Source organism: Pseudomonas sp. 7SR1, from assembly GCF_900156465.1.
Classification (GTDB): Bacteria; Pseudomonadota; Gammaproteobacteria; order Pseudomonadales; family Pseudomonadaceae; genus Aquipseudomonas.
In genome coordinates, this window is the sequence record NZ_LT707064.1 from 2,910,022 (window position 1) to 2,923,541 (window position 13,520).

Genomic DNA, 13,520 nt, shown 5'->3' on the forward strand with positions numbered 1-13,520 from the left:
AATACGCGCGGGTTCCTGCACGGGCAGGGTCCCCAACCGAATGTCGAATTACGAGAAGTGAAACCACTACCATGATGCGCAGCCATTATTGCGGCCAACTGAACGAAAGCCTGGAAGGTCAGGAAGTTACTCTTTGCGGATGGGTCCATCGTCGCCGTGACCATGGCGGGGTGATTTTCCTCGATATCCGTGATCGTGAAGGCCTGGCCCAGGTAGTGTTCGACCCGGACCGCGCTGAAACCTTCGCCACGGCCGACCGCGTGCGCAGTGAGTACGTCGTCAAGATCACCGGCAAGGTGCGCCTGCGTCCGGCTGGCGCCGGCAACGCCAACATGGCGTCTGGCATGATCGAAGTGCTGGGCTATGAGCTGGAAGTGCTCAACGAAGCGGAAACCCCGCCGTTCCCGCTCAACGAATACTCCGATGTGGGCGAAGAAACCCGTCTGCGCTATCGCTTCATCGACCTGCGTCGTCCCGAGATGGCCGAGAAGCTGCGTCTGCGTTCGCGCATGACCACCAGCATCCGTCGCTACCTGGACGAGAACGGCTTCATCGACGTCGAGACGCCGATCCTGACCCGTGCCACCCCCGAGGGCGCTCGCGACTACCTGGTGCCGAGCCGTACCCACCCCGGTAGCTTCTTCGCCTTGCCGCAATCGCCACAGCTGTTCAAGCAACTGCTGATGGTGGCCGGGTTCGACCGTTACTATCAGATCGCCAAATGCTTCCGCGACGAAGACCTGCGTGCCGATCGTCAGCCTGAGTTCACTCAGATCGACATCGAGACCAGCTTCCTCGACGAAAAAGACATCATGGGCCTGACCGAGGGCATGATCCGCAACCTGTTCAAGGAAGTGCTGGGCCTGGAATTCGGTGAGTTCCCGCACATGACCTTCGAAGAGGCCATGCGCCGCTATGGCTCCGACAAGCCGGACCTGCGTATCCCGCTGGAACTGGTGGACGTTGCCGACCAGCTCAAGGAAGTGGAGTTCAAGGTCTTCAGTGGCCCGGCCAACGATCCGAAGAGCCGCGTAGCCGCCTTGCGCGTACCGGGCGGGGCGAGCATGCCGCGCAGCAAGATCGATGACTACACCAAGTTCGTCGGCATCTACGGTGCCAAGGGCCTGGCGTATATCAAGGTCAACGAGCGCGCCAAAGGCGTCGAGGGCCTGCAGTCGCCGATCGTCAAGAACATCCCCGAAGCCAACCTGAACGTGATCCTCGATCGCGTCGGCGCGGTCGATGGCGACATCGTGTTCTTTGGTGCCGACAAGGCCAAGATCGTCAGCGAGGCCCTGGGCGCGCTGCGGATCAAGGTAGGTCACGACCTGGAACTGCTTACCTGTGAGTGGGCGCCGATGTGGGTGGTCGACTTCCCGATGTTCGAGGAGAACGATGACGGCAGCTTCACCGCGCTGCACCACCCGTTCACCGCACCCAAGTGCACGCCGCAGGAGCTGGAAGCCAGCCCGGCGACCGCGCTGTCCCGTGCCTATGACATGGTGCTCAACGGCACTGAACTGGGTGGCGGTTCCATCCGTATCCATCGCAAGGAAATGCAGCAGTCGGTCTTCCGCCTGCTGGGCATCGACGAAGCGGAACAGGAAGAGAAGTTCGGCTTCCTGCTGGACGCCCTGAAGTATGGTGCACCACCCCATGGCGGCCTGGCTTTCGGCCTGGATCGCCTGGTGATGCTGATGACCGGCGCCCAGTCGATCCGTGAAGTGATCGCGTTCCCGAAAACCCAGAGCGCGGCCGACGTCATGACCCAGGCGCCTGGGGAAGTGGATGCCAAGGCTCTGCGCGAACTGCATATCCGTCTGCGCGAACAGCCAAAGGCTGAGTAAGGCTGGCACCTGAGGGCGCATCTTCGGATGCGCCTTTTCGTTGGTGTCGATATTTCTGATTGCCGGCGGCTGCATCCGTGCAGGGCGGGCGATGTTTCAAGAGAGAAACCGGAGCGAGTTATGGCAGGTCATTCCAAGTGGGCGAACATCAAGCACCGCAAAGAACGTCAGGATGCCAAGAGAGGCAAGATCTTCACCAAGTGGATCCGTGAACTGACGGTCGCGGCCCGCCAGGGTGGCGGTGATCCAGGTTCCAACCCGCGTTTGCGCCTGGCCCTGGACAAGGCACTGGGTGCGAACATGAGCCGCGACATCATCGATCGGGCGATCGCCCGCGGCGCCGGTGCGACCGAGGCCGATAACGTCGAAGAGCTGACCTATGAAGGTTACGGTCCGGGCGGCGTGGCGGTGATGGTCGAGTGCATGACCGACAACCGCAATCGTACCGCCGCTGCCGTGCGCCACGCCTTCAGCAAGTGCGGTGGCAACCTGGGAACCGATGGTTCGGTGGCCTATCTGTTCGAGCGCAAGGGCCAGATCAGCTTTGCGCCGGGGCTCGATGAGGACGCCCTGACGGAGGCGGCGCTGGAAGCCGATGCCGACGACGTGGTCGGCCATGATGACGGCTCGTTCGACGTGTTCACGTCGTTCTCCAGCTTCTACGCGGTGCGCAACGCCTTGGAGGCTGCCGGTTTCAAGCCAGCCGACGCGGAAATCGTCATGCAACCGACCACCAGCGCCGAGCTCGACCTGGAGGGCGCCGAGAAAGTCCTCAAGCTGATCGACATGCTCGAAGACCTGGATGACGTGCAGAACGTCTACTCCAACGCCGACATTCCGGAGTCGGTGGCTGAACAGCTGGGCTGATGGCTTCCTTTTAACTGCACGAATGCCGATGTGGGAGCGAGCTTGCTCGCGATAGCGATACTTCAGTCAGCACTGTGCTTGCTGACCCGACGCCATCGCGAGCAAGCTCGCTCCCATAGGTCTGGTCAAATTCTCTTCGAACCGCAGGCGTTATGACTTTAATCCTTGGTATCGACCCTGGTTCGCGTATCACCGGCTACGGTGTGGTTCGCGACACCGGGCGTGGCTGCGTGTATGTGGCTTCCGGCTGCATCCGTACCGGGGCGGGCGAGCTGCATGAGCGTCTGCAGATCGTTTATCGCGGGGTGCGCGAGGTCATCCAGACCTACGGCCCGGTCACCATGGGGATCGAAAAGGTGTTCATGGCGCGCAATGCCGATTCTGCATTGAAGCTGGGACAGGCCCGGGGCGCGGCGATCGTTGCCGGGGCCGAGGAAAGCCTGGAGATCGCCGAATACACGGCGACCCAGGTCAAGCAGGCCGTGGTCGGAACGGGGGCGGCGAACAAGGAGCAGGTGCAGATGATGGTGATGCATTTGCTGAAGTTGGTCAGCAAGCCGCAGATCGACGCCTCCGATGCCCTGGCCATAGCCATCTGTCATGCCCATACCCGTTCCAGTCTCTTGCCTCATGGGCTGGGAACCGCACGCAGTCGTGGCGGCCGCCTGCGTCTCTGATAGCATCTGCGCAATCATTCATGAGCCTGAGCATCGAGTGCCTGTGTCGTCGGCCTCATGCCCCGGTTGTTACCTGCCAGCCAGCGGCTGGCCAACGCCCAAGGATCTGAAACGTGATTGGACGCTTGCGCGGCACCCTGGCTGAAAAACAGCCACCGCACCTGATTCTGGATGTAAATGGCCTGGGCTATGAGCTGGAAGTGCCCATGACCACGCTGTATCGCTTGCCGTCGGTCGGCGAGCCCCTGACATTGCATACCCATTTGGTCGTGCGCGAGGACGCGCAGTTACTCTATGGCTTTGTCGGCAAGCGCGAGCGGGATTTCTTCCGCGAGTTGATCCGCCTCAATGGCGTCGGTCCGAAACTGGCCCTGGCCTTGATGTCAAGCCTGGAAGTCGACGAGCTGATTCGTTGCGTGCAGTCCCAGGACACTTCCGCACTGACCAAGGTGCCAGGCGTGGGCAAGAAAACCGCCGAACGCCTGCTGGTCGAGCTCAAGGACCGGTTCAAGGCCTGGGAAACGGTGCCGGCCATGTTCGCCCTGGTGCCGAACCAGCCGGACGCGCCGATGCCGGCGGCCAGCGCCGAAAACGATGCGGTCACGGCGCTGATCTCCCTGGGCTACAAGCCGCAGGAAGCCAGCAAGGCGATTTCCGCCATCAAGGAAAAAGGCCTGAGCACCGAAGATATGATCCGCCGTGCCCTGAAGGGAATGATTTAAGTGATTGAAGCCGATCGTCTGATCGCCGCCACGGGCGCGCCCCGTGACCGCGAGGAAATCCAGGACCGTGCGATTCGCCCGGTCAGCCTGGCCGACTACATCGGCCAACCGACCGTGCGCGAGCAGATGGAGTTGTTCATCCAGGCCGCCCGCGGGCGCAGCGAGTCCCTGGACCACACCTTGATCTTCGGGCCGCCGGGGCTGGGCAAGACCACCCTGGCCAACATCATCGCCCAAGAAATGGGCGTGTCGATCAAAAGCACGTCGGGGCCGGTTCTTGAGCGGCCGGGAGACCTGGCGGCGCTGTTGACCAACCTCGAGCCTCATGACGTGCTGTTCATCGACGAGATCCATCGGCTGTCGCCCATCGTCGAGGAGGTGCTGTACCCGGCCATGGAGGATTTCCAGCTGGACATCATGATCGGCGAAGGGCCGGCGGCGCGCTCCATCAAGCTGGACCTGCCACCGTTCACCCTGGTGGGGGCCACCACCCGCGCCGGCATGCTGACCAATCCCTTGCGCGACCGGTTCGGCATTGTCCAGCGCCTGGAGTTCTACAGCAACGCGGACCTGGCGACGATCGTCAGTCGCTCGGCAGGTATCCTCGGGCTGCCGCTGGATCCGGAGGGTGCCTACGAAGTGGCCCGTCGGGCCCGGGGCACGCCGCGTATCGCCAACCGCCTGCTGCGCCGGGTCCGGGACTTCGCCGAGGTCCGGGCCAAGGGGCACATTACCAAGCCGATTGCCGACCTGGCGTTGAACCTGCTGGACATCGACGAGCGTGGCTTCGACCATCAGGACCGCCGTCTGCTGCTGACCATGATCGAGAAGTTCGATGGCGGGCCGGTGGGCGTGGACAGCCTGGCGGCGGCCATCAGCGAAGAGCGCCATACCATCGAAGATGTGCTGGAGCCTTACCTGATCCAGCAAGGCTATATCATGCGCACCCCTCGCGGGCGCGTGGTGACGCGGCATGCCTATCTGCACTTTGGCTTAAACATTCCGACACGAATGGGGGAGATGCCAGTGGTAGACGAATTCCTCGATGCCGTGGACGATTGACCGACCTCTTTGCGGCGACTTTTTTCCGGTTCGTGCTGTCCCAGACAACGCCCGGAGCGTCAATGCACTCGAGAATGAAAAAACAGTTGCCTGGCCGGATTGGCAACCTGAGGAGTAAGCACTAGAGTATGCGCGCGCAAAACGGGCTGGAGTCGTTCGCACATCGCTGTCGCGTTTATTACGAGGACACCGATGCCGGCGGCATCGTCTACTACGTCAATTACCTCAAGTTTATGGAACGGGCTCGAACCGAACGGCTGCGGGAACTGGGTTTCGCCCAATCCGCGCTGGCAGGGGAGGACCTGTTATTCGTCGTGCATTCCAGCGAAGCGCGCTACCACGCGCCGGCGCGACTGGACGACGAGCTTCTGGTAAGTGCCGATGTCATCGAATTGAACCGTGCCAGCCTGCGCTTCAAGCAGCAGGTGAGGCGGGCAACGGATAACGCGCTGCTCTGCGAAGGGCAGTTTTTGGTGGCCTGTGTGCGCACCCATAGTTTGAAACCCCGGGCCATTCCCGAAGCTCTACGCGCGGCCTTTGCCGGCGTGAGCGGCGCGGGTACACACTCAGAGCAGGAGATAAAGCGTGGAAGCTAACGTCGTCGACCATTCCTCCATGTGGAGCCTGGTCAGCAATGCCAGCGTTGTAGTGCAGTTGGTAATGCTGACCCTGGTAGCCGCATCGGTGACTTCATGGATCATGATATTTCAGCGTAGCAACATGCTGCGCGCCGGTCGCCGTGCCCTGGAGAGCTTCGAAGAGCGCTTCTGGTCCGGCATCGACCTGTCCAAGCTCTATCGCCAGGCCGGCAGCAACCCGGACCCTGACTCGGGCGTCGAGCAGATCTTCCGCGCCGGTTTCAAGGAATTCTCCCGCCTGCGCCAGCAGCCTGGCGTCGACCCTGAAGCGGTGATGGAAGGTGTGGCCCGTGCCATGCGCGTCGCCATTTCCCGTGAGGAAGAGAAGCTCGAGCAGGGCCTGCCGTTCCTGGCCACCGTCGGCTCGGTCAGCCCGTACATCGGCCTGTTCGGTACCGTGTGGGGGATCATGAACTCCTTCCGCGGCCTGGCCACCGCCCAGCAGGCGACCCTGGCCACCGTAGCCCCGGGTATCGCCGAAGCGCTGATCGCCACGGCCATTGGCCTGTTCGCGGCCATCCCCGCCGTTATCGCCTACAACCGCTTCGCTGCCCGCAGCGAAACGCTGACCAGCCGTTACTACACGTTCGCCGATGAGTTCCAGGCGATCCTGCACCGTAAAGTGCACACCAGCGAAGAATAAGCAGGTATTTCCCAATGGCTTTAATCGCTCGAGCCCGAAACAAGCGCAAGCCGGTCGCCGAGATGAACGTGGTGCCCTACATCGACGTGATGCTGGTGCTGCTGGTCATCTTCATGGTGACCGCGCCGATGCTCAACCAGGGGGTGAAGGTCGATCTGCCCAAGGTTTCCAGCGAAGCCTTGCCGCAGGACAACAACACCCAGGTGCTGACCATTTCGATCAAGGCTGACAAGACCTACTACTGGAACCTTGGCAGCGAAGTCGACACCGAGAAGCAGCAGGACCGGGCCATGACCTTGCCGCAGATGACCGATGCGGTGACCAAGATCATTCGCGTCGGCAACGATGCCGGCAAGCGTACCCAGGTCTTCATTCGCGGCGACAAGACCGTCGACTATGGTGCCGTGATGGGCGCCATGGGTGGTCTGCAGAAAGCCGGAGTCGGTAATGTTGGCTTAATCACTGAGGCGCCCTGATGCAGCAACAGCGAGAGCCATCCGCCTCGGAAAGCTACTTCTGGCCCAGCGTCTGGGCGATTGGCCTGCATGTGCTGGTGTTCGGCATGCTGTTCGTCAGTTTCTCCATGACCCCGGAGCTGCCGCCGGCCAAGCCGATCGTGCAGGCGACCCTGTACCAGCTCAAGTCCAAGAGCCAGGCCACCACGCAGACCAACCAGAAGATTGCCGGCGAGGCGAAGAAGTCTGCCGCGCGCCAGACCGAAGTCGAGCAGATGGAGCAGAAAAAGGTCGAGCAGGAAGCGATAAGGGCCGCGGAACAAAAGAAAGAGGAAGCTGCTCAAAAGGCCGAAGAAGCGAAGAAGGCCGACGAGGCCAAGAAAGCTGACGAGGCCAGGAAAGCCGACGAGGCGAAGAAAGCCGCCGAGGCCAAGAAGGCAGAAGAGAAACAATTGGCTGATATAGCCAAGAAGAAAGCCGAAGAAGAAGCCAAGAAAGCCGCGGAAGAAGAGGCCAAGAAAGCGGCCGCTGAAGAGGCGAAGAAGAAGATCGTCGAGGACGCGAAGAAGAAAGCGGCCGAAGACGCCAAGAAGAAAGCTGAAGCTGAAGAGGCGAAAAAGAAAATCGCCGAAGACGCGAAGAAGAAAGCCGCCGCCGACGCCGCCAAGAAAAAGGCCCAGGACGCAGCGCGTAAATCCGCCGAAGAGAAAAAGGCCCAGGCCCTGGCAGATTTGCTTTCCGACACGCCGGAGCGCCAGCAGGCCTTGGCCGATGAGCAGGGCGATGAAGTCGCCGGCAGTTTCGATGATCTGATTCGTGCCCGGGCGGCGGAAGGCTGGGCTCGTCCACCTTCGGCGCGTCAAGGCATGACGGTGGTATTGCAGATTGGCATGTTGCCTGATGGCACGGTGGCCTCGGTCAGCGTGGCCAAGTCCAGCGGTGACGGGCCTTTCGATGCTTCGGCGGTTGCAGCGGTCAAGAACATTGGACGATTGACGGAAATGCAAGGAATGAAGCCGAGCGATTTCGCTCCGTATCGTTCATTCAAGATGACATTCACACCTGAGGATCTAGCCTTGTGAGAAACCTTCTTCGAGGAATGCTTGTCGTTATCTGCTGCCTGGCAGGGATAGCGGTGGCAGAGGAAAAGAACATTCTGGTCACCAGCGGCAGCGATCGGGCCACCCCGATCGCCGTCGTACCGTTCGGCTGGCAGGGCGGTAGCGTCCTGCCAGACGACATGGCGGAAATCATCGGCAATGACCTGCGTAACTCGGGTTACTACGCGCCGATTCCGAAACAGAACATGATCAGCCTGCCGACCCAGGCCAGCGAAGTCATCTACCGTGACTGGAAGGCCCTGGGCGCCCAGTACATCATGGTTGGCAGCATTGTGCCGGCCGGTGGCCGACTGCAAGTGCAGTACGCCCTGTTCAACGTCGCCACCGAGCAGCAAGTGCTGACCGGCAGCGTGTCGGGCAGTGTCGATCAACTGCGCGACATGGCGCACTACATCTCCGATCAGTCGTTCGAGAAACTCACCGGCATCAAGGGTGCGTTCTCTACCCGCATGCTCTACGTGACGGCCGAGCGCTTTTCCGAGAAGAACACCCGCTACACCCTGCAGCGTTCCGACTACGATGGCGCTCGCGCCGTGACCCTGCTGCAATCGCGCGAGCCGATCCTGTCTCCGCGTTTCGCGCCCGATGGCAAGCGCATCGCCTATGTGTCGTTCGAGCAGAAGCGTCCGCGCATCTTCGTCCAGCACATCGACACCGGTCGTCGTGAGCAGATCACCAATTTCGAAGGCCTGAACGGGGCGCCGGCCTGGTCGCCGGATGGCAGCCGCCTGGCGTTCGTGCTGTCCAAGGACGGCAACCCGGACATCTACGTGATGAACCTGGCTTCGCGATCGATCTCCCGCGTCACCAGTGGCCCGGGCATCAATACCGAGCCGTTCTGGGGCAAGGATGGTTCGACCATCTACTTCACCTCCGACCGCGGCGGCAAGCCACAGATCTACAAGACCAGCGCCGGTGGCGGCGGTGCAGAACGCGTGACGTTCGTGGGTAACTACAACGCCAACCCTAAACTGTCGGCGGATGAAAAGACCCTGGTGATGATCCATCGCCAGGATGGCTTCACCAATTTCAAGGTGGCGGCTCAGGATTTGCAGCGCGGTAGCGTAAAAATCCTCACTGATAGCACTCTGGACGAGTCGCCTACTGTTGCGCCCAACGGCACCATGGTAATCTACGCCACCCGCCAGCAGGGCCGGGGAGTCCTGATGCTCGTGTCCATTAACGGACGCGTGAGGCTCCCGCTTCCTACCGCTCAAGGCGAAGTCAGAGAACCGTCCTGGTCCCCTTACCTGAACTGACGCGGCGCAATACGTTTTACTTAACACACTGGGGTTCATTAGGAGTTTCACGATGGAAATGCTGAAGTTTGGTAAATTTGCTGCGCTGGCTCTGGCCATGGCTGTAGCTGTAGGTTGCTCGTCCAAAGGCGGCGACAACGCCGGTGAAGGTGCTGTTGATCCAAACGCTGGTTACGGCGCAAACACTGGTGCAGTTGACGGCTCCCTGAGCGAAGAAGCTGCTCTGCGCGCAATCACCACCTTCTACTTCGAATACGACAGCTCGGACCTGAAGCCAGAAGCCATGCGCGCTCTGGACGTTCACGCCAAGGACCTGAAAGCCAACGGCAACCGCGTTACCCTGGAAGGCAACACCGACGAACGTGGTACTCGTGAGTACAACATGGCTCTGGGCGAGCGTCGTGCGAAAGCCGTTCAGCGCTACCTGGTACTGCAAGGTGTTTCCCCAGCTCAGCTGGAACTGGTTTCCTACGGCGAAGAGCGTCCAGTTGCTACCGGCAACGACGAGCAGTCCTGGGCTCAAAACCGTCGCGTCGAACTGCGTAAGTAATTCGTCATGCGAACGTGCCGTCGTGCTGTAACTGTTCTGGCTCTCAGCCTCGCGCCGCTTGCGGCGTGGGCTGCGGTTCCTGTGGTCGATAACGATTCCGGCTATAACAATAGCGGGAGCAGTTATCCGCCTGCGGGTTACGGTACGAACGGCGCCTATGCCGGGGGAGGGGTTTCGGCCCCTGTCTCGGCACAGGGCGAGCTGTTCAACCAACTGCAGCAAATGCAGGATCAGATATCACGCCAGCAAGGCGCGATTGAAGTGCTGCAAAACGAAGTATCGCGCATGAAGCAGGAAAACCTGGAACGTTACCAGGATCTTGATCGGCGCATAGGAACCGGTGTTGCACCTGCCGCGACTCCTGAGAATTCTCCAGCCGGTGGCGACTTGAATGCCCCCGGTGCAGCTGCAGGCGCGGGGGCAACCGCTCCAGCACCTGCCGCCGGCGGTGAGCCGGCTGATCCGGCGAAGGAAAAGCTCTATTACGACGCTGCCTTCGACCTGATCAAGGCCAAGGATTTCGACAAGGCCAGCCAGGCCTTCGGCGCTTTCCTGCGCAAATACCCCAACAGCCAATACGCGGGCAACGCCCAGTACTGGCTGGGTGAAGTGAACCTGGCAAAGGGTGACCTGCAAGGCGCCGGACAGGCGTTCGCCAAGGTCTCCCAGTTGTACCCAAAGCATGCCAAGGTCCCGGATTCGCTATACAAGCTTGCTGATGTTGAGCGTCGCCTCGGCCATACCGACAAGGTCAAGGGGATCCTGCAACAGGTGGTGGCCCAGTACCCGGGCACATCCGCCGCTCAGTTGGCTCAGCGTGACTTGCAGCGGATGTAGACCTGCCAGCTTTTGAAGAAACCCGCGCCTGTCGCGGGTTTTTTCGTTAGAATTCACGCCCTTTTCATGAAACACGCTTTTTGGGGCCCGCGCGTTGGCGGGGTTCCTTGAAGTGCCTGACGGAGGCGGACGGCCTGTTTAGCTGTTACGCCCGTGGCGACTATGCAAGACACATTGAGAATCACCGAAGTTTTTTACTCGTTGCAGGGTGAAACGCGAACGGCCGGGCTGCCCACTGTATTCGTGCGGCTCACCGGTTGTCCGTTGCGCTGCCAATACTGCGACAGTGCCTACGCTTTCAGCGGCGGCACTCTGCGAACCCTCGACGATATCCTTGAGCAAGTGGCCGGTTATCGTCCGCGCTATGTCTGCGTTACGGGCGGCGAGCCGCTGGCGCAACCCAATGCCATTCCCTTGATCAAACGGCTGTGTGATGCCGGTTACGAGGTCTCGCTGGAAACCAGCGGCGCTTTGGATATCTCGGCGGTCGATACGCGGGTCAGTCGCGTCCTGGACCTGAAAACCCCAGGCTCCAAGGAGGCGCATCGCAACCGTTACGAAAACATCGAGCTGCTGACACGCAACGATCAGGTCAAGTTCGTGATCTGCTCGCGTGAGGATTACGACTGGGCTGTGTCCAAGCTCATTCAGTACGGGCTCGACCAGCGAGCGGGGGAGGTATTGTTTTCCCCCAGCCATCACGACTTGAACGCTCGCGATCTGGCGGATTGGGTAGTGGCAGATAACCTGCCGGTGCGCCTGCAATTGCAGCTGCATAAATATCTTTGGAACGACGAGCCGGGGCGCTGATATGACAGAGCAATCGAACACAGTGGAAAAACGTGCGGTCATCCTGTTGTCCGGCGGCCTGGATTCGGCAACGGTCGTGGCGATGGCCCGCGCCGAAGGCTACCGTTGCTATACCATGAGCTTCGACTACGGTCAGCGCCATCGTGCTGAACTGCTAGCCGCCGAGCGGGTAGCCCGTGATCTGGGCGTGGTGGAACACAAGGTGATCGGCCTGAACCTCAACGGCATTGGCGGCTCGGCGTTGACCGACAGTTCTATCGATGTCCCTGAAGCCCCGAGCGAAGGCATACCGGTGACGTACGTACCTGCACGCAACACGGTATTCCTGTCGCTGGCGTTGGGTTGGGCTGAAGTGCTGGGGGCGCGGGACATTTTCATCGGCGTCAACGCGGTGGATTATTCCGGATACCCGGATTGCCGCCCGGAATTCGTCGAGGCTTTTGAGCGCATGGCCAACCTGGCGACCAAAGCCGGTGTGGAAGGCCAGGGCTTTCGCATCCAGGCGCCACTGCAAAATCTGAGCAAGGCGCAAATTGTCCAGGCAGGTGTGAAGCTGGGCGTGGATTATGGACTGACCGTTTCCTGCTATCAGGCGGACGATCAGGGCCGTGCCTGTGGTAAATGCGACAGCTGCCGCTTGCGCGCCGAAGGCTTCGCAGCGGCGGGCGTGAGCGATCCAACCCCTTATTTTTGATTTTTTTCAAATTAGGTGTTGAATAGTCCTTAGAAATCAGTATTATACGCGCCACCACGAAGCGGGTCGTTAGCTCAGTTGGTAGAGCAGTTGGCTTTTAACCAATTGGTCGTAGGTTCGAATCCTACACGACCCACCATATTCAGCAGTTTTAAAAGTCTGGAAGGCCCACGAAAGTGAGGATTTCCGGATTTTTTTTTGCCTGTAGAAAACTCACTGGCCCGGAGCCGCGAGACGAACCGCGGCTCCGGGCTGGAATCAGAGCAGGCCATCCTCTGCGCAGATTTTCACGATCTGCTCGCGAAACCAGACGTTGGCGCTGTCCTGGCCTGGTTTCTCGCTCCACATCATATCCAGCGTGAAATTCGGCAAGCCGGTCGGTGCCTTGCGATGGCTGAACCTGTCTTCGTCGCAGGTCAGGGCCTGGATGCGTCGGGGCAGGGTCAGTACGAATTCGGTCCCGGTGATCATGTTCAACGCCGCCACATAGCTGTTGGCCCGAGCGACGATCTGTCGGCTATAGCCCTGTCGGGCGAGCCAGCCATCGATCATGTTGGTGTCGGAGGTCCAGGGCGTCGGAAAGACGTGTTGGCAAGCGACGAACGCTTCCAGGCTGAACGCCTCCTGCGGGAAGTCAAAATTCTTATCGATCACGCAGACCAGTTCATCTTCCAGTAATACTTGCGAGCGCAGCCCCTTGGCACCGCGATGAAAGTTGGGGCCGAAACAAACGACCAGATCGAAACGACCATCCATTAGTTCCTCGGCGGGAATATCTTTATGGAATTTCGTTATATTGATAATTATGGGAAAGTGGCTGCCAATAAAACGCTTGACCAGTTTGGGTAGAATCAATAACTCGAAGTATTCCGGCGCACAAATATTGAAAGTTATTTCATTCTGCATGGGGTCGAAGGTTTGCAGGCCTGAGTGGCAGGTATTTATCGTCTGCAGAATCTTGACGATATGGCTGTACATGGCATTGGCTTTGTTTGTTGGCCGCATGCCACTACGGGTATTAATGAACAACTCATCTTCGAAGCTGGTACGCAGCTTCTTCAGGCAGTAACTCACGGTGGACTGGCTGACACACAGGGCTTCGGAGACTTCGGTAACGCTGCTCTGCTCATACACCGCGACGAACACCATCAAGTCCTGCATGTCCAGCTTTCTAAGCAAATTGCTATTGAGCATAAGGTCCTTCTCGACACAATCCATGGGCTAGCGTGCTTTGTTTTTATGACAAAGGCATTTATTTATATATTAGCGGAAGCAATTTATTTTTTAAATGGCTTGTAGGAATTTTCTTAAATATGCTCGCCTCGCTTTTTTTAGAAA

Annotated in this window: 15 protein-coding genes and 1 tRNA gene; 15 read left to right on the top strand and 1 reads right to left on the bottom strand. The window is 59.7% G+C overall.

The genetic code is table 11. From position 1 onward, the window contains the following. The first annotated feature begins 71 nt into the window (after nt 1-71). From aspS to BW992_RS13210, 15 genes are all read left to right on the top strand, one after another. Complete coding sequence (aspS, locus tag BW992_RS13140) at nt 72-1,847, top strand: aspartate--tRNA ligase (protein WP_072395150.1); 1,776 nt, start codon at nt 72-74, stop codon at nt 1,845-1,847. A gap of 120 nt (nt 1,848-1,967) precedes the next feature. Continuing rightward, nucleotides 1,968-2,714: a YebC/PmpR family DNA-binding transcriptional regulator gene (locus BW992_RS13145; RefSeq protein WP_072395148.1), complete on the top strand. Its 747-nt coding sequence runs from the start codon at nt 1,968-1,970 to the stop codon at nt 2,712-2,714. Between the two features lie 152 nt (nt 2,715-2,866). After that, nucleotides 2,867-3,391 (top strand): crossover junction endodeoxyribonuclease RuvC, encoded by a 525-nt coding sequence (gene ruvC / locus BW992_RS13150; protein WP_024776477.1) that lies wholly within the window; start codon nt 2,867-2,869, stop codon nt 3,389-3,391. A gap of 113 nt (nt 3,392-3,504) precedes the next feature. Then, complete coding sequence (gene ruvA / locus BW992_RS13155; RefSeq protein ID WP_072395144.1) at nt 3,505-4,113, top strand: Holliday junction branch migration protein RuvA; 609 nt, start codon at nt 3,505-3,507, stop codon at nt 4,111-4,113. Further along, nucleotides 4,114-5,175 (top strand): Holliday junction branch migration DNA helicase RuvB, encoded by a 1,062-nt coding sequence (gene ruvB / locus BW992_RS13160; protein WP_072395127.1) that lies wholly within the window; start codon nt 4,114-4,116, stop codon nt 5,173-5,175. Between the two features lie 128 nt (nt 5,176-5,303). Continuing rightward, complete coding sequence (ybgC, locus tag BW992_RS13165; protein ID WP_072395125.1) at nt 5,304-5,771, top strand: tol-pal system-associated acyl-CoA thioesterase; 468 nt, start codon at nt 5,304-5,306, stop codon at nt 5,769-5,771. Beyond that, nucleotides 5,761-6,456, top strand: coding sequence for a protein TolQ (tolQ, locus tag BW992_RS13170; protein WP_072395123.1), 696 nt, complete (start codon nt 5,761-5,763; stop codon nt 6,454-6,456). The genes ybgC and tolQ overlap by 11 nt, the downstream gene beginning before the upstream one ends. A gap of 23 nt (nt 6,457-6,479) precedes the next feature. Then, the gene (gene tolR / locus BW992_RS13175; RefSeq protein ID WP_161796096.1) at nt 6,480-6,932 is read left to right on the top strand and encodes a protein TolR; all 453 of its coding nucleotides are present in this window, start codon (nt 6,480-6,482) and stop codon (nt 6,930-6,932) included. Next, a complete protein-coding gene (tolA, locus tag BW992_RS13180) occupies nt 6,932-7,993 on the top strand; it encodes a cell envelope integrity protein TolA (protein ID WP_072395121.1) in 1,062 nt (353 codons plus the stop codon). Before tolR ends, tolA begins: the two co-directional genes overlap by 1 nt. After that, entirely contained in the window at nt 7,990-9,291 is a 1,302-nt protein-coding gene (gene tolB / locus BW992_RS13185) for a Tol-Pal system beta propeller repeat protein TolB (protein ID WP_072395119.1), read from the top strand. Before tolA ends, tolB begins: the two co-directional genes overlap by 4 nt. Before the next feature lie 52 nt (nt 9,292-9,343). Continuing rightward, a complete protein-coding gene (pal, locus tag BW992_RS13190; RefSeq protein ID WP_072395117.1) occupies nt 9,344-9,841 on the top strand; it encodes a peptidoglycan-associated lipoprotein Pal in 498 nt (165 codons plus the stop codon). 6 nt (nt 9,842-9,847) lie between these two features. After that, nucleotides 9,848-10,678, top strand: a complete 831-nt coding sequence (ybgF, locus tag BW992_RS13195) for a tol-pal system protein YbgF (RefSeq protein WP_072395116.1) — start codon at nt 9,848-9,850, stop codon at nt 10,676-10,678. 162 nt (nt 10,679-10,840) lie between these two features. Next, complete coding sequence (gene queE, locus BW992_RS13200) at nt 10,841-11,488, top strand: 7-carboxy-7-deazaguanine synthase QueE (RefSeq protein ID WP_072395115.1); 648 nt, start codon at nt 10,841-10,843, stop codon at nt 11,486-11,488. A gap of 1 nt (nt 11,489) precedes the next feature. Then, on the top strand, nt 11,490-12,182 hold the full coding sequence (queC, locus tag BW992_RS13205) for a 7-cyano-7-deazaguanine synthase QueC (RefSeq protein ID WP_072431879.1): 693 nt from the start codon (nt 11,490-11,492) through the stop codon (nt 12,180-12,182). A gap of 63 nt (nt 12,183-12,245) precedes the next feature. Next, nucleotides 12,246-12,321, top strand: a tRNA-Lys gene (locus BW992_RS13210). A 119-nt stretch (nt 12,322-12,440) separates the two neighbouring features. Here BW992_RS13210 and BW992_RS13215 read toward each other — a convergent pair. Continuing rightward, nucleotides 12,441-13,376: a LysR family transcriptional regulator gene (locus BW992_RS13215; protein ID WP_072431878.1), complete on the bottom strand. Its 936-nt coding sequence runs from the start codon at nt 13,374-13,376 to the stop codon at nt 12,441-12,443. Nucleotides 13,377-13,520: the final 144 nt, after the last annotated feature.